The sequence below is a fragment of the Marinobacter sp. genome (assembly GCF_033722195.1).
Classification (GTDB): Bacteria; Pseudomonadota; Gammaproteobacteria; order Pseudomonadales; family Oleiphilaceae; genus Marinobacter.
The window spans coordinates 1-20777 of the sequence record NZ_JAWVZL010000041.1; the positions used below are offsets into that span (position 1 = coordinate 1).

General features: G+C 64.7%; 18 protein-coding genes. 3 read left to right on the forward strand and 15 right to left on the reverse strand.

The window, feature by feature from the left end; translation table 11 throughout:
- Together rnt and pyrC are read right to left on the reverse strand one after the other, a co-directional pair.
- Positions 1-492, reverse strand: a 492-nt coding sequence (rnt, locus tag R3280_RS09350; protein WP_318998353.1) for a ribonuclease T, incomplete at its 3' end; no start/stop codon positions are given.
- 30 nt (positions 493-522) lie between these two features.
- Positions 523-1584, reverse strand: coding sequence for a dihydroorotase (pyrC, locus tag R3280_RS09355; protein ID WP_318998334.1), 1062 nt, complete (start codon positions 1582-1584; stop codon positions 523-525).
- A 200-nt stretch (positions 1585-1784) separates the two neighbouring features.
- Here pyrC and R3280_RS09360 point away from each other — a divergent pair, with 200 nt between their 5' ends.
- Entirely contained in the window at positions 1785-2696 is a 912-nt protein-coding gene (locus tag R3280_RS09360) for a flagellar protein MotY (RefSeq protein WP_318998335.1), read from the forward strand.
- Between the two features lie 20 nt (positions 2697-2716).
- Here R3280_RS09360 and R3280_RS09365 read toward each other — a convergent pair whose 3' ends face one another.
- On the reverse strand, positions 2717-3643 hold the full coding sequence (locus R3280_RS09365) for a histone deacetylase family protein (protein ID WP_318998336.1): 927 nt from the start codon (positions 3641-3643) through the stop codon (positions 2717-2719).
- A 236-nt stretch (positions 3644-3879) separates the two neighbouring features.
- On the opposite strand from R3280_RS09365, the gene R3280_RS09370 reads away from it, so the two are divergent.
- Positions 3880-6624 (forward strand): bifunctional acetate--CoA ligase family protein/GNAT family N-acetyltransferase, encoded by a 2745-nt coding sequence (locus R3280_RS09370; RefSeq protein ID WP_318998337.1) that lies wholly within the window; start codon positions 3880-3882, stop codon positions 6622-6624.
- Between the two features lie 57 nt (positions 6625-6681).
- Here the strand turns inward: R3280_RS09370 and rdgC are convergent, their stop codons facing one another.
- The 8 genes from rdgC to R3280_RS09410 all read right to left on the reverse strand — a co-directional run bounded on the left by rdgC (position 6682) and on the right by R3280_RS09410 (position 12635).
- A complete protein-coding gene (rdgC, locus tag R3280_RS09375) occupies positions 6682-7611 on the reverse strand; it encodes a recombination-associated protein RdgC (RefSeq protein WP_318998338.1) in 930 nt (309 codons plus the stop codon).
- A 74-nt stretch (positions 7612-7685) separates the two neighbouring features.
- Entirely contained in the window at positions 7686-7886 is a 201-nt protein-coding gene (locus tag R3280_RS09380) for a DUF2788 domain-containing protein (RefSeq protein WP_318998339.1), read from the reverse strand.
- Between the two features lie 60 nt (positions 7887-7946).
- Positions 7947-8720: a peroxide stress protein YaaA gene (gene yaaA, locus R3280_RS09385; protein ID WP_318998340.1), complete on the reverse strand. Its 774-nt coding sequence runs from the start codon at positions 8718-8720 to the stop codon at positions 7947-7949.
- 65 nt (positions 8721-8785) lie between these two features.
- Positions 8786-9022, reverse strand: a complete 237-nt coding sequence (locus R3280_RS09390; protein ID WP_318998354.1) for a glutaredoxin family protein — start codon at positions 9020-9022, stop codon at positions 8786-8788.
- A complete protein-coding gene (locus R3280_RS09395) occupies positions 9022-9771 on the reverse strand; it encodes a YciK family oxidoreductase (RefSeq protein ID WP_318998341.1) in 750 nt (249 codons plus the stop codon). The genes R3280_RS09390 and R3280_RS09395 overlap by 1 nt, the downstream gene beginning before the upstream one ends.
- Before the next feature lie 67 nt (positions 9772-9838).
- Positions 9839-10522, reverse strand: coding sequence for an HAD-IA family hydrolase (locus R3280_RS09400; RefSeq protein WP_318998342.1), 684 nt, complete (start codon positions 10520-10522; stop codon positions 9839-9841).
- Positions 10523-10534: 12 nt separating this feature from the next.
- Positions 10535-11248, reverse strand: coding sequence for a bifunctional 2-polyprenyl-6-hydroxyphenol methylase/3-demethylubiquinol 3-O-methyltransferase UbiG (gene ubiG / locus R3280_RS09405; RefSeq protein WP_318998343.1), 714 nt, complete (start codon positions 11246-11248; stop codon positions 10535-10537).
- Positions 11249-11294: 46 nt separating this feature from the next.
- The gene (locus R3280_RS09410) at positions 11295-12635 is read right to left on the reverse strand and encodes a TRZ/ATZ family hydrolase (protein ID WP_318998344.1); all 1341 of its coding nucleotides are present in this window, start codon (positions 12633-12635) and stop codon (positions 11295-11297) included.
- A 193-nt stretch (positions 12636-12828) separates the two neighbouring features.
- On the opposite strand from R3280_RS09410, the gene mtnA reads away from it, so the two are divergent.
- Complete coding sequence (gene mtnA / locus R3280_RS09415) at positions 12829-13923, forward strand: S-methyl-5-thioribose-1-phosphate isomerase (protein WP_318998345.1); 1095 nt, start codon at positions 12829-12831, stop codon at positions 13921-13923.
- Positions 13924-13950: 27 nt separating this feature from the next.
- On the opposite strand, the gene R3280_RS09420 is transcribed toward mtnA, so the two are convergent.
- The 4 genes from R3280_RS09420 to R3280_RS09435 form a co-directional block, all read right to left on the reverse strand.
- Entirely contained in the window at positions 13951-14736 is a 786-nt protein-coding gene (locus R3280_RS09420) for an XRE family transcriptional regulator (RefSeq protein WP_318998346.1), read from the reverse strand.
- Positions 14737-14789: 53 nt separating this feature from the next.
- A complete protein-coding gene (locus tag R3280_RS09425) occupies positions 14790-16967 on the reverse strand; it encodes a carboxy terminal-processing peptidase (protein ID WP_318998347.1) in 2178 nt (725 codons plus the stop codon).
- A 325-nt stretch (positions 16968-17292) separates the two neighbouring features.
- The gene (locus R3280_RS09430) at positions 17293-19443 is read right to left on the reverse strand and encodes a 3-hydroxyacyl-CoA dehydrogenase NAD-binding domain-containing protein (RefSeq protein WP_318998348.1); all 2151 of its coding nucleotides are present in this window, start codon (positions 19441-19443) and stop codon (positions 17293-17295) included.
- A gap of 32 nt (positions 19444-19475) precedes the next feature.
- Complete coding sequence (locus tag R3280_RS09435) at positions 19476-20684, reverse strand: acetyl-CoA C-acetyltransferase (RefSeq protein WP_318998349.1); 1209 nt, start codon at positions 20682-20684, stop codon at positions 19476-19478.
- Positions 20685-20777: the final 93 nt, after the last annotated feature.

Here is a 20777-nt window from a genome sequence, read left to right on the forward strand (position 1 = left end):
AATGCCGGCCATGTCGCAGGCCTTGGCCAGCACGGTCTGGCCAAAGGCGAGGCCGGCAAGCGACACGGTGTCGAAGCATGAAAAGGGATGGAACGGATCGCGCTTGATGTCGGCGCGCTCCACTGCGGCCTTGACGAAGTCGTGATCAAAAAAGGCGTTATGGCCCACCAGCACTGCGCGCGTGCAGCCATGGCGTTTCACGGCCCGGCGCACCGGATCAAAAACGCCCTTCAATGCCTCGGCCTCATCCACCGCATGGCGTAACGGGTTGTCAGGGTCGATGCCGGTGAAATCCAGCGCCGCCTGCTCAATGTTGGCGCCGCGAAACGGTTCCACGTTGAAGTGGTGTGATTCACCAGGATAGAGCAAACCATCGTCATCCATTTCGATCAGGACAGCAGCCAACTCCAGCAGGGCATCGGTGCGCGGATTGAAGCCGCCGGTCTCCACATCCACGACAACCGGGAGAAAGCCGCGGAATCGGCTCGCCATGGGGGACGGAGGTGTTGCTTCTACAGTCACTCAGACTCCTTGGCTTGTCGGGGTGGGTGCCGCCAGGCGCCAGCGCAGCTGCTCGCCGGCCCGCAGGGGTACGATGGTATCGTCACCCAGGGGCAGGCTCAGGGGCGCCTGCCAGGTCTCGCGCACGAGGGTGATGGTGTCCCGGTTCCGGGGCAGGCCATAGAAGTCGGCGCCGTTGAAACTGGCAAAGGCCTCCAGCTTGTCCAGCACGCCCAGATCCTCGAAGGTTTCGGCGTAAAGTTCGATCGCCCCGAAAGCCGAGTAGCAGCCGGCGCAGCCGCAGGCGTTTTCCTTGCGATGGCTGGCGTGGGGCGCGGAATCGGTGCCCAGGAAGAACCGCGTGTCGCCGCTGACCACCGCATCCTGCAGGGCCTGCTGGTGAGTATTGCGCTTGAGGATCGGCAGGCAGTACAGATGGGGCCGTATGCCCCCCACCAGCATGTGGTTGCGGTTGTACATCAGGTGCTGGGGGGTGATGGTGGCCCCCAGGTTACCCCCGGTGTGCTGTCGCACCAGCTGCGCAGAATCGGCGGTGGTGATGTGTTCCAGTACCACCTTAAGCTCGGGAAAGGCCTCCAGGGTGGGTACCAGGACCTTATCCAGGAAGACCTTCTCCCGGTCGAAGATGTCCACATGGTTGTCGGTGACCTCGCCATGCACCAGCAGCAGCATGCCGCATTCGGCCATGGTGGCCAGCACCGGGTGGATGCGCCTGATGTCCTTCACCCCGGAAGCGGAATTGGTGGTGGCTCCGGCCGGGTAGAGCTTGGCCGCCGCCACGCCCTGGGCGCTGGCTTCGCGGATCTGCTCGGGGGTGGTCTGCTCGGTCAGGTAAAGGGTCATCAGCGGCTCGAAGCCGTCGAAAGGCCCCCTGGCCGCCAGGATGCGATCCCGGTAGGCCATGGCCATGCCGGCGTCGGTCACCGGCGGCACCAGGTTGGGCATCACGATGGCGCGGGCGAAACAGCGGGCCGTGGCGGGCACCACATCGTTGAGAACCTTGCCGTCCCTCAGATGCAGATGCCAGTCATCGGGGCGGGTAATGGTCAGTTGCTCGGTCATTACAGGGCGGTTTCCTGAGGCGTCGTGTTGATCCATCGCCGGGAGGCGATCATTTCCGGCAGCGCCAGAGTATACCAGAGGGGGCTTTCAAAGAGGGGACTTTCAAATGGACGTGCTAAAGACTTGGTTACGGCTGCCGATAACCAGGTAGACGCGCGTAACCCGGCCGGCCCAGTGCCCGCCAAACCGGAATTGAGACCATGCGACGGACTCCCAGACACGCCCTGCTGGCCGCCCTCCTGCTGACAGCCAGCCCGGCCTCAGGCCTGGCCAGCACCTACGGTGCCGGCATAGAAAACAGCCAGTGGTACCTGTCCGAATCGGTATTCGACTGCACCCTGACCCACCAGGTGCCGGGATTCGGCCGGGCGGTGTTCCGCCATCGCGCCGGTGAATCCCTCGGCTTCCACCTGGAGTCGGACATCAATCTGATGCGTCCGGGACAGGGCAGTCTGGTGGTGGAGGCACCGGCTTGGCGACCCGGCAGCAACCCCAGGCCCCTGGGTCCGGTCCAGGTGGCCGAGGGCAAGCGGCCGGTGGCGCTGGACACCCGCATGGCCATGGCCCTGGTGGCCGGCCTGATGGAGGGCATGGCGCCCACTCTGACGCGGCAGTCCTGGTACAGCAATGAACTGGTGCGGGTGCGGCTGTCCAACATCAATTTCCAGGGCCCGTTCGAAGGCTACCGCAACTGCACCAGCAGCCTGCTGCCGGTGAACTACGACCAGATCAAGCGCTCCCGGGTCACCTTTGCCAGTGACAGCGCGAACCTGTCGGCCTCTGACCGGGCGTTGCTGGACGATATCGTCACCTATGTGAAGGCCGACAGCAGCGTCGAGCGGATCTTCGTCGATGGCCATACCGACCGGGTGGGCAGCCGGATTCACAACCGGGCCCTGTCCGAGGAACGGGCCAACGTGGTGGCGGACTACCTCAAAGCCCAGGGTATCTCGGACGACATGATCATTAGCCGCGCCCACAGTGACCAGTATCCGGCCTCCCGCACCAACCGGGCCGAGAACCGTCGTACCACCATCCGTCTGGAGCGTAAGGGCGAGCGCCCGGACCTGCAGCAGGCAGACGGCGGCTTCAGCCCGGACCGCAACGGCTAGACCGCGGCTGGCCGCGGGCCTTACCGGATCGCGGTGAGGCCCTGCAGGTGAGCCGTCACACTCTCCGCCAGCGCCCGCAGGTGGTAGCCCCCTTCCAGCGTTGAAACCAGCCGGTCGTTGGCGTGATCGTGGGCCACGCTGGTCAGCATGTCCGTCAGCCAGCGGTAGTCCGCCACCTCGAGATTCAGCTCTGCCAGGGGGTCTTGGCGATGGCCGTCAAAACCGGCCGACACCAGCACCAGCTGCGGCCGGAAATCCTGCAGCGCGTGCAGCCAGTCCGCTTCCACTTTCCTGCGGTAGTCAGCGGCCGAAGTGCCGGCGGCGATGGGCGTGTTGATGATGTTGTCGGCCTGGCGATGGCAGTGGGAATGCGGGTAGAAAGGGTGCTGGAAGCTGGAGCACATCAGGATGCGGTCGTCCCCACCGACGATATCAACGGTGCCGTTGCCCTGATGAACGTCGAAATCGATGATGGCGACCCGCTCAAGACCGTGGAAGGTGAGGGCGCGTCTGGCGGCCAGGGCGATGTTGTTGTAGAAACAGAAGCCCATGGACTTGGTGCGTTCGGCGTGGTGGCCCGGCGGCCTGGCGCAGACAAACGCGTTGGTGACCTGGCCCGCCATCACCATGTCCACCGCCTGGATGTTGGCCCCCGCCGCCAGGCGGGCGGCCCGCAGCGTATCCGGCATCATCGCGGTGTCCGGATCCGTGAAGACCCGGCCCCGGGTGGGCTGCATGAGGTCAAGCTGGTGCAGGTAGCTTTCCGGATGCACCAGGGTGAGCTGGTCGCGGGTGACTTCGTCCGGCCGTACCCAGTCCAGTTCCTGGTCCAGGCCGGTCTGTGCCAGGTAGCTGATGATGGCCACCAGCCGATCCGGTGACTCAGGGTGCTCGGGCCCCATGTTGTGCTTCTGGTAATCGTCGTGGGAGAAGAATGCGGTTGTCATGGTGGACCTGATCCTTGCCGGCGCCCTGTATGTCGTCGCCTTGCAGCCGGCATGCAGGGTGGAAAACCTGTTTTCTGGCATGGTACCAAGGTTGGCGACCGGTCGCTGCCTTCTTTGGTCGTAAATCCGGCGGCATCCTGCGGCCGGCGGCATTTCCAATCCCCGTGTCAGTGCCTAAGATGCATCGTGTATAGTGAATCCTTGCCCAGCCAGCCAGAGATCCGAGGAGACACGCCGTGGGGACCCGATACCTTGAGAGCCTGTTCAACCCCGATTCCATCGTGGTGATCGGCGCCTCGGAGCGTGCCAGCAATCTCGGCGGCATGGTATTGCGGAATCTGATGTCAGGCGGTTACCCGGGCCGGCTGCAGGTGGTCAACCAGAGCGATTACGACAACGTCCACGGCGTGCCCTGCGCCCGCAAGATCTCCAAGCTGGATTTCACACCGGACCTGGCGATCATCTGTACGCCGCCGGATACAGTGCCCAAGCTGGTGCGCAACCTCGGCCAGGCCGGGGTCCGCACCGCCATCGTGATGACCGGAGGTATGTCGCGGGCCCACAGCAAGACCGGCCAGCCGCTGATGTATTCGGTGCGGGACGCGGCCCGGGAAACCGGTATCCGGGTGCTCGGCCCCAACACCATCGGCCTGATGGTGCCGGCCCGCAGCCTCAATGCCACCTACGCCCACATGGGTGCCATTCCCGGCAAGGTGGCCTTCGTGGGCCAGTCCGGCACCATTGCCAGCTCACTGATCGACTGGGCTTTCGCCCGTGGGGTGGGGTTTTCCTACTTTCTGACCCTGGGCGACGGCATGGACATCGACCATGACGACCTGATCGACTACCTCGCCCAGGACAGCCAGACCCGTGCCATCCTGTTGCACCTTGAGAACATTCCCAACCCCCGTCGCTTCATGTCGGCGGTGCGGGTGGCGTCCCGCACCAAGCCGGTGATCGCGGTCAAGAGTGGTCGGGTGCCGGAGTCGGAATGGTTCCCCTACCAGCTGCCCGCCGGCATCAACCGCACCGACCCCATATTCGATGCCCTGCTGCAGCGCGCCGGCGTACTGAGGGTGGACGGCCTGGGCCAGATGTTCGACGCCCTGGAGACACTTACCCGGATGCGGCCGCTGCGGCGGGAATCCCTCGCCATCATGGCCAACGGCGTCGGCCCCGGCGTGCTGGCGGTGGATCGCCTGTCCGGGGAGGGCGGCGAGCTGGCAACGCTGGATCCGAAGACCATCGAGGCCCTGGCGGAGCTTTTGCCCCCCTACTGGAGCCGCAAGAACCCCATCGACCTGAATTACGATGCCTCGCCGGAGCTCTACGCCAACGCCATAAAAATACTGGCCAGGGACCGGGGTGTGGCCAACGTGCTGGTCATGTACGCCCCGACGCTGATGGAGGACAGCCTGCGGATTGCCGACGCGGTGATACAGGCGGCCAAGGGCACCCGCCTGAACATCTTTACCTGCTGGCTCGGCCAGAGCACGGTGATGGACGCCCGTGACGAGTTCTATCGCGCCGGCGTGCCGTCCTTTTTCTCGCCGGAGAAAGCGGTCAAGGCCTTCATGCAGCACGTCAACCACCAGCGTGTCCAGCGCCTGCTGGCGGAGACCCCGGAGTCCTTTACCGATCACTTTGCCGATCGCGCCCACACCCGCGGTATCGTGCTGCGGGCGCTGCGGGAGGAACGCTACCTGCTGTCCAACCAGGAGGCCCGCAGCATCCTGCGGGATTACGGCGTCAACACCCTGGCCACCATCTACTGCGACGACGAGGAAGAGGTGGTGGAGGCCTACGCGGTGGAGCGCCGGCCGGTGGACGTCACTCTGCTGCACGAGTGGGCCTGCCAGCCCTTTGTCGACCGCAGCACCGGGCCGGGCCGGTTCAAGGCCACCCGGTATGGCCTGACCGGTGAGGCCACCATCCTGGAGGCCTGCCGGTCACTGATGGAGGAGTACCAGACCCACTTCCCGGACAGCGGCTTTCTCGGCTTCGCCGTCCAGCGTTCACACCAGCACGTGGGCGGCGTGGCCTTCAGTGTCGGTATCACCCGTGACCCGAATTTCGGGCCGTTGGTGGTGTGTGGCGCCGCCGGCGCCCACATCAACGTGATCACCGACCGGCAGATCGCGCTGCCTCCCCTGAACATGGTGCTGGCGCGGGAGCTGCTGCGCCGGACTTACATGTACAAGCTGCTGATGGAGTACAGCCTGCGGCCGGAGGAGGACATCCGGGCAGTGGGGGAGACCCTGGTGACCCTGTCCCAGATCGTCATCGATATCCCCGAGATCCGGGGGCTGGAGATACAGCCGCTGCTGTTCAACGAACAGGGAGCGGTGGCCATCGACGTCGCCATCGACCTGTCGGACGAGCCCGGGCGGCCCATCATCCAGCCCTACCCGCGGGAGCTGGAGGAGTGGGTGGTGCTGCCGAAGTCCGGCCGCCGGGTAATCCTGCGGCCGGTGCTGGCGGAGGACGAACCCACTCATCGCAGCTTCCACGAGCACCAGTCGCCGGAATCCATCCGCTACCGGTTCTTCCAGTTCCGCAAGCATTTCTCACGGGAAGACGTGGCCCAGATGGTTCAGATCGATTACGACCGGGAGATGGTCTTTGTCGCCAACGCGCCGAAGGAGGACGGCAAGGGTGAGGAGACCCTGGGCACGGTGCGGGTCTGGACCGATCCCGACAACCTGCGGTGCGAGTTCGCGGTCATGGTGCACGACAAGATGAAAGGCGAGGGTCTGGGCATGATCCTGATGCGCAAGATGATCGACTACTGCCGTAGCCGGGGCACGGTGGAAATGGTGGGCCACGTGCTGCCGGAGAACCGCCCCATGCTGCAACTGGCCGACCGCCTGGGCTTCGAGGTGCACTACAACCGGGAGGAGGAGGTGATGGATCTGCGGCTTGTTCTCAATGAGCCGGAGCGGGCGTGGCAGCGGGAGCGGCTCGGGTCCACGGCGCACTAGCCAAAACCCGTCGAAATCGGGGTCAGACGATCGTTTCATCTGACCCCGTTGCGCGCTTCAGGCGGCGTCGACGATGGCGCTGCGATCCTCGCCGCCGAGGGCCTCCAGCAGCCCCGGCACCAGCCGCGAGAGTTCCAGCGTCATCAGGGCAAAGGCGGCGTCGAAGCGGGCGGCGGCGTCATCGGCGTCGACACCGTCCAGTTTCTCCTGCAGGGTCTCGCCGAATTTGAGGCGGCGGATGCCCAGCTCCTCGTCCAGCACGAAGGACACGTTGTCGTCCCAGGTCAGCGCCAGCTTGGTCACCTGCATGCCGGCATCCAGATGGGTGCGAATATCGTCACCCTGCAGGTCCAGGCCCTTGCAGCGCACCACGCCGCCGTCTTCACCGGGGTCCTTGAGCTCGCATTCGGTGCCCAGGGTCACGCTGGACGGCAGATCGATGGTCTGTGCCAGCCAGCCGGTGAGAGTGAACGCCGGCGCCTGTTCCACCACGGGCGGGCGCACCGGCAGTGAGCCCAGGGCCTTGCGCAGGTGGGAAGCAAGGTCCTCGGCCTGCTTGGCGGAGCCGGCGTCCACCACCAGCAAGCCGTCTTCCGGCGCCAGGTAGGCGTAGCTGCGCCGGTTCTTGGAGAAGGCCTGGGGCAGCATCTCCAGCAGGACCTGCTCCTTGATCTCGTCCTTTTCCTTCTTGCGGACCTTGCGGTGCTGTTCCTGCTCGATGGCCTCCACTTTTTCAGCCACCAGCTCCTTCACCACCGAGCCCGGCAGCAGTTTCTCCTCCTTGCGCAGGGCCACCAGGTGGTAACCGTTGGCGCTGTGCACCAGCTGCTCACCATGCTTGCCCAGCGGCGGGACCCAGCCCTGGCGCGCGGTTTCCTGGGGGCCGCAGGGCTTGAAGGCCTCCTGCTGCAGTTTTTCTTCCAGCGCTTCGGCGCTGATGTCGAAGGGTTTGGTAAAGCGGAAAACACGGGCATTGCGAAACCACATGGTGCGGCATTCCTTCTAGAAAACGTTGGTTGATACGGCAGCGGGCGATGCTTGCAGGTGGCTGTTGCCGGTGGTTAAAGCCCCATCACCTCGACCAGGACGGTCTTGATGATAAAGCCGATGACACCGGCCCCCAGCACGATAAACAGGGCCAGGGTGCCAAAGCGGCCGGCCCTGGATTTCTTGGCGAGGTCCCAGACGATAAAGCCCATATAGCCGATCAGCGCGGTCAGCAGGACGAGCATGGCGATCTGGGAAAAGACGGCTTCACTCATGGAGCAGGTCACTCACGGTTCTGTTGGCTGCAGCCTTCGGGCCGCAGCAGTTGTGGTTGATCAGGACGACTCTTTGCGCAGGAACACCCAGTTGTCGCCTTCGGAGTGTTCTGCGCTGTAGGCGTAGCCCTCCAGGTCGAAACCCTTGAGGTCGCTGGCCTGGGTAATGCGGTTCTGGATCGCGTAGCGGCACATCAGGCCGCGGGCTTTCTTGGCGTAGAAGCTGATCATCTTGTACTGGCCGTTCTTCCAGTCCTTGAATTGGGGCGTGATGATGCGGGCCTCCAGCCTGGCCTTGCGGACGCTCTTGAAATATTCGTTGGAGGCCAGGTTGACCAGCACACCGTCGTCCCTGGCCAGCTCCTCATTAAGGGCGTCGGTGATGATGTCACCCCAGAAGGCGTAGAGGTCCTTACCGCGCCTGTTCTCGAATTTGGTGCCCATTTCCAGACGGTAGGGCTGCATCAGGTCCAGCGGCCGCAGCAGGCCATAAAGCCCCGACAGGATACGCAGGTGATTCTGGGCAAACTTGAAGTCCGCCTCGCTGAAGCTCTCGGCGTCCAGCCCGGTATAGACATCGCCCTTGAACGCCAGTACCGCCTGGCGGGCGTTGGCGGGTGTGAATGGCGTGTGCCACTGGGCGAAGCGCTCGGCGTTGAGCTGCCCCAGCTTGTCGCTGATGCTCATCAGGTTGCTGATCTGGTGGGGCTCCAGCTCCTTGAGCTGATCCACCAGCTCACGGGCGTGATCCAGGTACGCCGGCTGGGTGTAGGTGTCGGTGGCCAGCGGGTTCTCGTAGTCCAGGGTCTTGGCGGGTGATACGACCATCAGCATGTCAGGTAATCCTCGGTTCAGTCTGTCGAAGTTACTGAGTGTTTACGCCAGTCTCCGGTGCCGGATCAGGCTGCCAGGAAGGCCAGCAGCTGCGCCTGGTCGAACGGCCAGTCCAGCTCGGCCCCGGTGTCGGTACGCCGCAGAACCGGAATGCGGGTGCCGTAGCGGGCCACCAGCGCCTCGGACTGGGCGATATCGATGGCGTCCACCGGGATCGGCTCCGGCAGCGGCGTGTGAATCAGCAGGTTCTCCGCCAGATCGCAAAGCTGGCAGTGGGACGTGGTAAAGAACTGCAGTTCCATCACTTGGGCTGGGCGTCCAGCTGCTGACCGGTAACGCCGTGGCTGTCGCGGCCCATCAGGTACAGATAGATGGGCATGATGTCCTCCGGCGTCGGATTGTCACTGGGGTTTTCCGCCGGATAGGCGTGGGCCCGCATGTTGGTGCGGGTAGCGCCTGGGTTGAGGCTGTTGACCCGGACATTATGGCGCTCGTCGTCCAGTTCATCCGCCAGCAGCTGGCTGAGCCCCTCCAGGGCGAATTTGGAGATGGCATAGGCACCCCAGTAGGCGCGGGCCTTACGGCCGACGCTGGATGAGGTGAAGATCACCGAGGCGTCGCTGGACTGGCGCAGCAGGGGAATCAGCGCCCGGGTCATCAGGTAGGGGGCATGGGCGTTGACCTGCATCACCCGGGCCCAGGTCTCCGGGTCACTCAGTTCCACCGGCGTGCGCTGGCCCAGCAGGCCGGCGTTGTGGAGCAGGCCATCGAGGCGGCCAAAGTTGTCCTCGATGGTCATGGCCATCTCTTCGTAGTCCTTGACCGCCGCACCTTCCAGGTTCATGGGCACGATCGCGGGTTTGGGATGGCCCGCCGCCTCGATCTCGTCGTAGACGGACTCCAGCTTGGAGATGGTCCGGCCCAGCAGAATGACAGTCGCGCCGTAGGCTGCGTAAGTCTTCGCCGCAGTCCGGCCGATGCCGCTACCAGCGCCGGTCACCAGGACAATCCGGTCCTTCAGCAGGCCTTCGGGCGCCTTGTAGTCATGCATAGAGTTTCTCCTGGTCGAACTTCTGAAAGCGGTAGGTGGAATATTGTAACGGTTGCGGACGACAGAATCAGGTCGGATTTGCCACCGGCAGCAGGCGCGGCAGCAGGACGGCCAGCTCGGTGGCCGAATCCACCACATGGTCGGCCCGCCAGCTGACCACCTCGGCGGGATCGTCGATGTAGCCGTACCGGGCCGCGATGGTGGTCATGCCGGCGTTGCGACCGGCGTCGATGTCCCGCAGGTGATCGCCCACATAGACGCTGGCCTCTGGCCTGGCGCCGAGCGTCCGACAGGCCAGGCACATGGATTCGGGATGGGGTTTGCGTTGGGCCACGTGGTCCGGGCACACCACCACGCCGCAACGCTGGTCCAACGCCAGCGCCGCCAGCAGCGGCAAGGTAAACCTGGCCGGCTTGTTGGTGACCACGCCCCAGGGGATCCGGTGCGTCTCCAGCCAGGCCAGGACCTCCTCCATACCCGGGAACAGCCGGGTCTCCTCGGCAATGCCGGCCTCGTAGAGATCCAGGAAGGCGCCATGGCGGTCGGCGTAGTCGGCGTCCTCCGGGGTCAGGCCGAAGCCGGCCTCGATCATGGCGCGGGCGCCATTGGATACCGACCGCCGGAGTTCTTCATCGGGCATCGGCGCCAGCGCCAGCTCCCGGCGCAGCTGGTTGAGGCAGCGCACGAAGTCCGGCGCCGTGTCCAGCAGGGTACCGTCGAGATCGAACAGGACTGCGCTATCGGTGCTCAATTCCGGCGACCCTCAGGCCGACTGCTTGGTGGCATGCATCAGATAGTTCACGTCAACATCCCGGCCCAGGCGATAGGTTTTGGTGAGCGGGTTGTAGGTCATGCCGGTCAGCTCCCGGACCACCAGGCCGGCCTGGCGCAGGTAATCCGACATTTCCGAGGGCCGGATGAACCGCCGCCATTCATGGGTACCCTTGGGCAGCAGCTTGAGGACGTACTCGGCGCCCACGATAGCGAACAGGAAGGACTTCGGATTGCGGTTGATGGTGGATACGAAGATATCGCCATCCGGTTTCAGCATGGCGGCACAGGCCCGCAGCACCGAGGCCGGGTCCGGCACGTGTTCGAGCATTTCCAGGCAGGTGACCACATCGTAGCTGCCAGCCTGGTCGGGATCGTCCGCCATGGCCTCGATGGTGGTCTGGCGATAGTCCACCTTGACGCCGGATTCCAGGCCGTGGAGCTTTGCCACCGACAGCGGCGCTTCGCCCATGTCGATACCGGTCACATGGGCGCCGCGCAGGGCCATGCCCTCGGACAGCAGGCCGCCGCCACAGCCCACGTCGAGGACTTTCTTGCCGGCCAGGGGCGCGCGCTCGTCGATGTAGTTCAGCCGCAGCGGGTTGATATCGTGGAGCGGTTTGAACTCACTGGTGGGGTCCCACCAGCGGCTGGCCAGGGCTTCGAATTTGGCAATCTCACTCTGGTCTACGTTGTGGTTGCTCATGGCTATGTGTGCCTGCTCATTTGGGTCAATCGGTCGGTTGCACGGGTCACTCGGCGTCCACCTGGCGGATACGGTCCGACCAGGCCCGGACGCGGAGCATCAGGTCCGGCACGTCGATCCGGGTCAGGCGGCCGTCCTGTACCTGAGGTACGCCGCCAATCCAGCTATGGCTTACCTGCCGGCCCGGGTTGCTGTAGACCAGGTGGGAGGCGGGATCATAAACCGGTTGAATATAGGGGTCGCTGAGGTCCACCGCGATCACGTCCGCCAGCTTGCCGGCGCTCAGGCTGCCAAGCTCATGGTCCCGGCCCAGGGCGCGGGCACCGGCGATGGTCGCCATGGCCAGGGCATCGTGGGCGGACAGGGCGGCGGCGTCTTCCGCCACGGTCTTGGCGATCAGCGCGGCGGTGCCCAGCTCACCGAACAGGTCCAGGTCATTGTTGCTGGCGGCGCCGTCAGTACCGATGGCGACATTGACCCCGGCCCGGCGCAGCCGCTCGGTGGGGCAGAAGCCACTGGCCAGCTTGAGGTTGGATTCGGGGCAGTGGATCACGTGGGCGCCGGTGGCCTTCAGGTGGGCCAGGTCACTGTCGTCGATCTGGGTCATGTGAACACACTGGGTCTGCGGGCCCAGAAGCTCCAGTTCCGCCATCCGGCTGACCGGGCGGGAGCCGGTTTTCTCCACCGCCTCGGTGACCTCGTGAGCCGTCTCATGGAGATGGATCTGGATGCGGGCGCCGGTTTCGCGGGCGAGCGCGACCGCCTGGCGCAGGGGCCCGTCCGAAACGGTGTAGGGCGCATGGGGGCCAATCGCCGGCATGATGTAGCTGTTGCCCTGCCACTGGCGAATCAGCTCCGCACCCTTGGCCAGGTATTCGTCGGGCCCGGCGCCCCACATGGTGGGAAAATCCAGCAGCGGGAAGCAGACTTGTGCCCGCATGCCCACATCGTGGGCGACTGTGGCCACCACCTCGGGGAAAAAGTACATGTCAGAAAAGGTGGTGGTGCCGGTGCGAAGCATCTCTGCCATGGCAAGCCGGGTGCCGTCGTGGATGAAGTCGGCGTCCACGAAGCGGCCTTCCGCCGGCCAGATGTGGTCGTTCAGCCAGTCCATCAGTGGCAGGTCGTCCGCCAGGCCGCGGAACAGGGACATGGCGGCGTGGCCGTGCATGTTGATCAGGCCGGGCATCAGCACGTGGTTGTCCAGGTTCAGGGTTTCCCGGGCGCGATAGCGCTGGTCCGCCTCCTGTTGCGACACCACAGCGGCAATGCGATCGCCCTGGATCAGCAGGGCCTGGTGCTCGAGCACCGTTCGTGCCGGTTCGATGGGGATCAGCCAGCGGGCGTTGATGCGGGTATCAACCGCGACAATCGTTTCTGCAGTCATGCCTTTGCCTTTTGCCTGGTGCGCGAACCACCCGTTCCGGTAATTACCTACCGGCGGCACCGGCCGCCTCAGGCCGCCGCCGGTGATCAGGAAGCTGGAATGGCTTGAAAGTATAACGGCCCGCCCCTACACCAGCTACCCTGTGCGGCAAATTCGCTATAATCCACGTTTCACTGCCTGATTGGAGTTGTTGATGTCGAAAACCACCCCTGGATCCTCCCAAGCCGGCAAGACCGAAGGCCAGCAGCCGAACCTGGGCACCGTTGCCCTGCGCTGGCACGGCGACCGGCTCGAGCTGCTGGACCAGCGCCTGCTGCCGGGCGAAGAGCACTGGCTGACGCTCACCGACGCTGACGGCGTGGCCCAGAGCATCAGGGACATGGTGGTTCGGGGCGCCCCGGCGATCGGCATCAGCGCCGCCTATGGTGTGGCGCTGGCGGCCAGGAACAGTGGCCGCGAGACCTGGGACCGGGACATCGAGAACGCCATGGAGGTTTTGGCACAGTCCCGACCCACCGCGGTGAACCTGTTCTGGGCCATCAACCTGATGAAGGATGTGCTCAAGACCTGCAGTTCCCGGGAGCAGGCGGTGAACCGCCTGGCCGAGGCGGCGGTGCAGGTGCACGAGGACGACATCAGCGCCAATCTGGCGATGGCGGACCATGCCGTGGATATCATGACCGAGTCGGGTGCCTTCTCGGTGCTCACCCACTGCAATACCGGTGCCCTGGCCACCGGTGGCTACGGCACCGCCCTGGGGGTGATCCGGCGTCTCCACGAGGGCAGCCGCCTGACCCGCGTCTACGCCGACGAAACCCGGCCCTGGCTGCAAGGCAGCCGGCTTACTGCGTGGGAGCTGATGCGGGACGGTATTCCGGTCACTCTCAACGCCGAGGGCGCAGCCGGCACCATCCTGAGCCGGGGCGACGTGAAGTGGGTGGTGGTGGGCGCCGACCGCATCACCGCCAACGGCGATGTGGCCAACAAGATCGGCACCTATAACCTGGCCATTCTGGCCCGGCATCACAAGGTCAAGTTCATGGTGGTCGCGCCCTCAAGCACCATCGACATGGCCCTGGACAGCGGTGGCAAGATTCCCATCGAGGAGCGGGACGGCCTGGAAGTGCGGGAAATCCGCGGTACGGCGATTGCGCCGGAGGGGGTCGAGGTGTTCAACCCGGTGTTCGACGTGACTCCCGCCAGCCTGATCGACGTCATCGTCACCGAGCGGGGCGTGGTCCATAACCCCAATGTGACCGGTATGCGGCAGTTGTTCGAGGACCAGTAACGCCAGTGCTGAGCGGGTCTGGCCTGATCAGGCCGGGCCCTTGTTTTTGTCCGTTCCGCGGGCGGCCTTGTCACCGCCCTCATAGCGGGCCTTCATCTCCGCTACAGCCTGCTCCTGCTCTGCGACAAAATGCAGGGACATCTCGAAACTCTCGCGGGTAAATGCCAGCACCTTTTCAAAACCCTCGTCCGAGAGCTCCCTGGCGTCGTCATGGCTTCGGAAGATATTGATGAACTGGCGCTCCCGCTCGAATTGCAGCGGCAGTTTGCCAACCCCCCAGTCGTTGAGGATCTGCCAGGCTTCGGGGTTGTAGGTGCGGGTGTACTTGAGGATAAAGGGAATCGGGTCGTTGCGGGCCACCAGGGCCGCCAGCCGCAGGATCAGCTCGAACGACAGGGTGGAGGTGCCGTTTTCCACCGCCTCCAGCAGGCTCTTGTCCCTCAGGTTGAGGGCGTCGCTCATTTCCGAAAGGGTCAGCCCCGCCACTTCCCGGATGTCCCGCAGGGACTGGCCGGTGGCCAGCATCACACGGATCTGATCCTGGGATTTCATCAGCGCCCGGCCCACCCGCAGGGAGGTGCTGGTGGAGCGCGCCGCCAGCCTCAGCGCCGAGCCGGTGAGGTCGGTGATCCGGTCTACCAGGGAATCGTCGTCGGACCGGCCGCCGGCCTTGGTGGCGGCCGCGTCTGCGTCCTGCTTCGGCAGGGTCAGGCCCAGCGCCTCCACCTGGTCCATGGACGTCATGGCGTGCATGGCATCCATCAGCAGGCTCTCCAGGGCCCGGGCTTTCTGCGGTTTGTCATCCTTGGCCATTCACACTTCCTTCCGTGGACTGAAACGGTGCAGGCGGGCGGGCGCTTGCCAAATCAGGGCGCCTGGGCGGTGATTTTCTCCGGCGCCGACGTGGAGGCCATGCGGCGATCCAGCTCCAGCAGGTCCGCCATGATGTGGCCGCCCTCCCGGACAATGAAGTCCAGACGGTCGTCCCGGTCCACCGGTGTGGCGTTCTCGGTGTCCTGCCAGTCCTCGTAGGCCTTGAGGGTCTCGAAAGGCTCCTCGCCCCGCAGTTTGCGGCGGGCGTTGGCGATGGCCAGCTGGCGGTCCTCCAGCTCCTGCTGGTAGGCCCGGCGCTTGTCGGCATTCAGGCTGACCGAGTTGATCTCGCGCTGCTCCTCGAGCAGGTCGATTTCCTTCTGCAGCAGCTGGAACTCTTCGCTCTCGGCGAAGCGCTCGTCGTGATTGTCCCGCAGGCGGTCAATCACCGCGCTGAAATCGAAATAGCGGGTGTGGGGGACGGCTTCGATCTGGTCCCAGGGCAGGGCGTTCTCCAGGGCGTCCTCACCGATTCGGCTCTTGTCGATGCGGGTGGGGATCTCGATGTCCGGCAGCACGCCCTTGTGCTGGGTGGAGCCGCCGGAGACCCGGTAGAACTTGGACTGGGTAATCTTCAACTGGCCGTGATTCAGCGGCCGTACCGCCTGCACGGTGCCCTTGCCAAAGGTCTGGCTGCCCACCACCAGGCCGCGGCCGTAGTCCTGGATGGCGCCGGCAAAGATCTCCGAAGCCGAGGCGCTCATGCGGTTCACCAGCACCACCAGCGGGCCATCGTAGACGATGGAGGGGTCCTGATCGGTGAGCACCTGGACATCCGAATCGGCGTTGCGGATCTGCACGGTGGGGCCCTCGTCGATGAACAGGCCCACCATGTCGTTGGCCTCGTGGAGGGCGCCGCCGCCGTTGTTGCGCAGGTCCACCACCAGACCGTCCACACCCTCGCTCTTGAGGTCCTCGATCAGCCGGCGGACATCACGGGTGGTGCTCTTGTAGTTGGGGTCGCCTTCCTGCATGGCCTTGAAGTCGGCGTAGAAGGTGGGCACGTTGATCACGCCAATCCGGTATTTCTCACCCCCGCGTTCGATGTCGATGCGGTCACTGCTGGCACTCTGCTCTTCCAGCTTGACCTTGTCCCGCTCGATGGCGATGGTGCGGGTCATCGCCTCGTCACTGGCATTGGCGGGAATCACCTCCAGCAGCACCGTGGAGTTGCGGGGGCCGCGGATCAGATCCACCACTTCGTCCAGGCGCCAGCCAATCACGTTGACCGGCTTATCCTCACCTTCCTGGGTCACCGACACGATGCGGTCAGCGGGTTTGAGCTGGCCCTGTTTGGCCGCCGGGCCACCGGGAACCAGGCGCACCACCTTGGTGTACTCGTTGTCGGACTGCAGCACCGCGCCAATGCCTTCCAGCGACAGGCTCATGTTGATGTTGAAGTTCTCGGAGGTGCGCGGCGAGAAGTAGGAGGTGTGGGGGTCCCACATCCCGGTAAAGGCATTCATGTAGGCCTGGAAGGCGTCCTCACTCCGCATCTGGACGGCGCGCTTGCGCTGGCCCTCGTAACGGCGGATCAGGGATTCCTGGATTTTGTCATCGGCGGTACCGTTGAGACGCTGGGCCAGCACCGCGTTCTTGATGCGCCGGACCCAGAGCTCATCCAGCGCGGCCTGATCCGGCTCCCAGGTCCCCTCGGAACGATCCAGGACCAAGCGCTCGTCGGTCTCGAAGGAGAACTGGTCAATGCCGCCTTCCAGCAGGTTGATGGCGAAATCCAGGCGCTCGATCATGCGCTTCTGGACCAGGTTGTAGATCTCGAAACCCGGTTCCAGGCGGCCGGTCTTGAGGGCCGAATCCAGGCTGCTGCGCAGCCCCTCGAAGCGCTCCACGTCCTGCTGGGTCAGGTAGATCTTCTGGCCGTCGAGGTAGTCCAGGTAGGCGTCGAACACCTGACGGGACAGCTCATCGTTGATGGCCTGCTCACGAAAATGGGTGAACTGGAGCTGGCGGGCAATCAGGATGTTGGCCCGGGCCTGGTCAACCGTGGGCGAGACCGGCTCGAAGACATCGTCATGGTCCACCGCGGTGTTGGCCTGCAGCGCCGCCGGCACCAGCAAGAGTGAGAAGGCGAGGGCCCAGCCGCCCTGCCGGAGACGCTGCGACAGTATGGCAAGAGCGCGATGGGTAACGACTGGTGCGGTGGTTGTCATAGCATTCATACCCGATAGCAATTGGATGGACCGCTCCGGCGAGCGGCCAGGACGAAGGCGTACCTCCGCTGGCGAGCAGGTTTCAGAATCCCGCGTAGCCTCTTAAGTTCTGCCTTGAGTTCTACGCTGGACTGGGTCGGATCGACCTGCAAAGTCTGTTATTTCATTGTAGGCAAGCCCCCGGGGCGTTGCCATAGGGCAAGGGTGTACCTGTGTGACAATATGTCCATGAAGCCGGCGGTTCAACGGCGCGGGGCGGAAACGGTGGCAGGTACAGTGGTGGGCAAAACGAAACGGGGAGGCCGGAGCCTCCCCGAGTGGCCGATCAGGCGAAGGGTGTGTTGGTTTCGGCCTTGTCCAGCAGCAGTTTCGGTGGCGTAAAGCGCTCACCGTACTGGCCTGCCAGCTCCCGGGCCCGGTCAGCGAATGCCCGTACCCCGGTCTGGTTGATGAACTGGATGGCCCCGCCGGTCCAGGGTGCGAAGCCGATGCCGAAGATGCTGCCGATGTTGGCGTCCTCGACGGTGCGCAGCACGCCCTCTTCCAGGCAGCGCACGGTCTCGATGGCCTGGATGTAGAGGATCCGGTCCTTGAGGTCCTGCAGCCGGGCCTTGTTGGCTTTGTCCGGGTCCACGAACAGTTTTTCCAGTTCCGGCCACAGATGCTTCTTGCCGCCGGCCGGGTACTCGTAGAAGCCGGCGCCGGCGGCCTTGCCCTTGCGTCCCTGCTCGTTGACCATGCGGTCCACCACCGCCTCGGCAGGATGGGCCTGCCAGGTCTTGCCGGCCGCCTCCAGGTCCTTGCGGCTCTGGTCGCGGATGTGCTGGATCAGGGTCAGGCTGACCTCGTCGCAGATCGCCAGCGGCCCCACCGGCATGCCGCTCAGCAGGCCGGCGTTCTCGATGCTGGAGGGGTGAATGCCCTCACCCAGCATGGCCACGCCCTCGTTGACAAAGGTGCCGAATACCCGGGAGGTGAAGAAGCCCCGGCTGTCGTTCACCACGATGGGAATCTTGCCGATCTGCTGAACGTAGTCGAACGCCCGCGCCAGGGTGTCGTCGGAGGTTTTCTCGCCGACGATGATCTCCACCAGCTGCATCTTGTCCACCGGCGAGAAGAAATGCAGGCCGATGAAGTTCTCCGGCTTGCCGGACGCCTCCGCCAGTTGGGTGATGGGGATGGTGGAGGTGTTGGAGGCAAAGATGCCGCCGGGCACCAGCTTGGGCTCGGATTCCCGGGTCACGCGGGCCTTCAGGCCGCTGTCCTCGAATACGGCTTCGATGATCAGGTCGCAGCCGGCCAGGTCGTCCACCGCCTCGGTGGCCTTGATGCGTGCCAGGGTGGTGTCCCGGTCCGCTTCGGACAGCCGGCCCTTGCTGACTTTCTTGTCCAGCAGTTTCTGCGAGTAGGCCTTGCCTTTCTCGGCGTTTTCCTGAGAGACGTCCTTGAGGACCACCTCCAGGCCACGGGTGGCGCTGGCGTAGGCGATACCTGCCCCCATCATGCCGGCGCCCAGTATGCCCACCTTGCTGAAGCTGGCCCGCTCGACGCCCTTGGGACGGCTCTCGCCGGCCTTGATGGCGTTGAGCTGGAACCAGAAGGTGCCGGTCATGTTCTTGGCCACCTGGCCGATCACCAGCTCGGTAAAATAGCGGGTCTCGATACGATCGCCGTTGTCATAATCCACCTGGGCGCCTTCCACCGCCGCCGACAGAATCCGCTCCGGCGCCGGGTAGCAGCCGCGAGTCTTCTGTTTCAGCATGGCCGGGGCAATGGCCAGTTTCTGGGCCATGGCGGGATGATGGGGTGCGCCGCCAGGGAACTTGAAGCCCTTCTTGTCCCAGGGCTGCTGGCTGCTGGGGTTGGCGTCGATGAAAGCGCGGGCCTTGGCGATCAGGTCATCCCGATCGGCCGCCAGCTCGTCGATGATGCCGGCCTTGAGGGCGGCCTTGGGGTTCACCTTCTTGCCTTCCATCAGGTAGGGGAAGGCGGCCTCCAGGCCGATCATGCGGGGCAGACGCTGGGTGCCGCCACCGCCGGGCAGAAGGCCCAGGGTCACTTCCGGCAGACCCAGCTGGATGCTGTCGTCATCCAGCGCTACCCGATAATGACTGGCCAGGCAGATTTCCAGCCCGCCACCGAGGGCGGTGCCGTTGATGGCCGCTACCACCGGCTTGCCGCAGGTCTCGATGGCCCGCATGTCCGCTTTCAGGCCGCTGACCATACGCTCGAACATCTCGGCGTCGTCGCGGGTGACCTTGTAGAGTTCGTTGAGGTCGCCGCCGGCAAAGAAGGTCTTCTTGCCGGAGGCGATGACGATGCCGCGGATGCTGTCCAGATCGGACTTGACGCGGGCGGCAGTCTCGGACAGCGCCTCGCGGAAAGCGGCATTCATGGTGTTGGCGGACTGGCCCGGCATGTCGATGGTCAGGGTCAGGATCTTGTCCGCGTCGATGTCGTAACGGATGGCACTCATGATTCGGTTCTCCTCTGGAATTGGGTCGCGGACTAGCAGCGCTCGATGATGGTGGCAATGCCCATGCCGCCACCCACACACAGGGTGGCCAGGCCGTAGCGCAGTTCGCGACGCTCCAGTTCGTCCAGCAGGGTGCCCAGGATCATGGCACCGGTGGCCCCCAGGGGGTGCCCCATGGCGATGGCCCCGCCATTAACGTTGACCTTCTCGTCCGGCACGTTCAGCTCACGCTGGAAGCGCATCACCACCGAGGCGAACGCTTCGTTGACCTCGAACAGGTCGATCTGGTCGGCGCTCATGCCGGCCCGGGCCAGGGCCTTGCGGGCGGCCGGCGCGGGGCCGGTAAGCATGATGGTGGGGTCGGTGCTGGTGACCGCGGTGGCCAGGATGCGGGCCCGGGGGCGCAGGCCCAGCGCCTTGCCCTTGGCCTCGCTGCCGATCAGCATGGCGGTGGCGCCATCGACGATGCCGGAAGAGTTGCCGGCGTGGTGGACATGGTTGATGCGCTCCACCTGGTGGTATTTCTCCCGGGCCACGCCGTCAAAGCCCATCTCACCCATCATCTGGAAGGAGGGCTTGAGCTGGCTCAGGGACTCCAGGGTGGTGTTGCCCCGGACGTGCTCGTCGCGCTCGAGGATCACAACGCCGTTCTGGTCGGTGACCGGCACGATGGAGCGGGCGAAGTGGCCGGCTTCCCAGGCTTTCGCCGCTTTCTGCTGGCTGCGCACGGCAAAATTGTCCACATCTTCCCGGCTGAAGCCCTCCAGAGTGGCAATCAGATCGGCACCAATGCCCTGGGGCATGAAGCCGGTGTGCAGGTTGGTGGCCGGGTCGCTCGCCCAGGCGCCGCCATCGGAACCCATGGGGACACGGGACATGGACTCGACACCACCGGCGACCACCAGGTCCTCCCAACCCGAGCGCACCTTCATGGCCGCCAGGTTGACCGCTTCCAGGCCCGAGGCGCAGAACCGGTTCAGGGTAACGCCCGCCACCACTTCATTCCAATCTGCCGCCAAGGCGGCGGTCTTGGCGATATCGGCGCCCTGGTCACCCACCGCGGTGACGCAGCCCATGACGATATCGTCCACCTGGGCGGTGTCCAGGTCGTTGCGGGTCTGCAGCGCCTTCAGCATGGTGGTCAGCAGGGTGATGGGCTTGACGCTGTGCAGGGAGCCATCCTTCTTGCCGCGTCCGCGCGGGGTGCGGACAGCATCGAAAATATACGCCTCGGTGGTCATTGCGAATCCTCGGGTCTCGGGTTTAAAACTGGTTGCTAACGATAACCATGGGGCGGGCCCGGCGTAATGACGCCCGCTGCCAATCAGACTGGC

What these genes read in the sequence shown, in the direction of transcription:
- R3280_RS09395 (WP_318998341.1), bottom strand. Translation starts at nt 9,771, where the DNA reads ATGCATGACTACAAGGCGCCCGAAGGCCTGCTGAAGGACCGGATTGTC.
- R3280_RS09380 (WP_318998339.1), bottom strand. Translation starts at nt 7,886, where the DNA reads ATGAGTGAAGCCGTCTTTTCCCAGATCGCCATGCTCGTCCTGCTGACC.
- ubiG (WP_318998343.1), bottom strand. Translation starts at nt 11,248, where the DNA reads ATGAGCAACCACAACGTAGACCAGAGTGAGATTGCCAAATTCGAAGCC.
- rdgC (WP_318998338.1), bottom strand. Translation starts at nt 7,611, where the DNA reads ATGTGGTTTCGCAATGCCCGTGTTTTCCGCTTTACCAAACCCTTCGAC.
- R3280_RS09420 (WP_318998346.1), bottom strand. Translation starts at nt 14,736, where the DNA reads ATGGCCAAGGATGACAAACCGCAGAAAGCCCGGGCCCTGGAGAGCCTG.
- R3280_RS09430 (WP_318998348.1), bottom strand. Translation starts at nt 19,443, where the DNA reads ATGAGTGCCATCCGTTACGACATCGACGCGGACAAGATCCTGACCCTG.
- R3280_RS09390 (WP_318998354.1), bottom strand. Translation starts at nt 9,022, where the DNA reads ATGGAACTGCAGTTCTTTACCACGTCCCACTGCCAGCTTTGCGATCTG.
- R3280_RS09425 (WP_318998347.1), bottom strand. Translation starts at nt 16,967, where the DNA reads ATGACAACCACCGCACCAGTCGTTACCCATCGCGCTCTTGCCATACTG.
- R3280_RS09410 (WP_318998344.1), bottom strand. Translation starts at nt 12,635, where the DNA reads ATGACTGCAGAAACGATTGTCGCGGTTGATACCCGCATCAACGCCCGC.
- yaaA (WP_318998340.1), bottom strand. Translation starts at nt 8,720, where the DNA reads ATGCTGATGGTCGTATCACCCGCCAAGACCCTGGACTACGAGAACCCG.
- R3280_RS09360 (WP_318998335.1), top strand. Translation starts at nt 1,785, where the DNA reads ATGCGACGGACTCCCAGACACGCCCTGCTGGCCGCCCTCCTGCTGACA.
- R3280_RS09365 (WP_318998336.1), bottom strand. Translation starts at nt 3,643, where the DNA reads ATGACAACCGCATTCTTCTCCCACGACGATTACCAGAAGCACAACATG.
- R3280_RS09435 (WP_318998349.1), bottom strand. Translation starts at nt 20,684, where the DNA reads ATGACCACCGAGGCGTATATTTTCGATGCTGTCCGCACCCCGCGCGGA.
- mtnA (WP_318998345.1), top strand. Translation starts at nt 12,829, where the DNA reads ATGTCGAAAACCACCCCTGGATCCTCCCAAGCCGGCAAGACCGAAGGC.
- pyrC (WP_318998334.1), bottom strand. Translation starts at nt 1,584, where the DNA reads ATGACCGAGCAACTGACCATTACCCGCCCCGATGACTGGCATCTGCAT.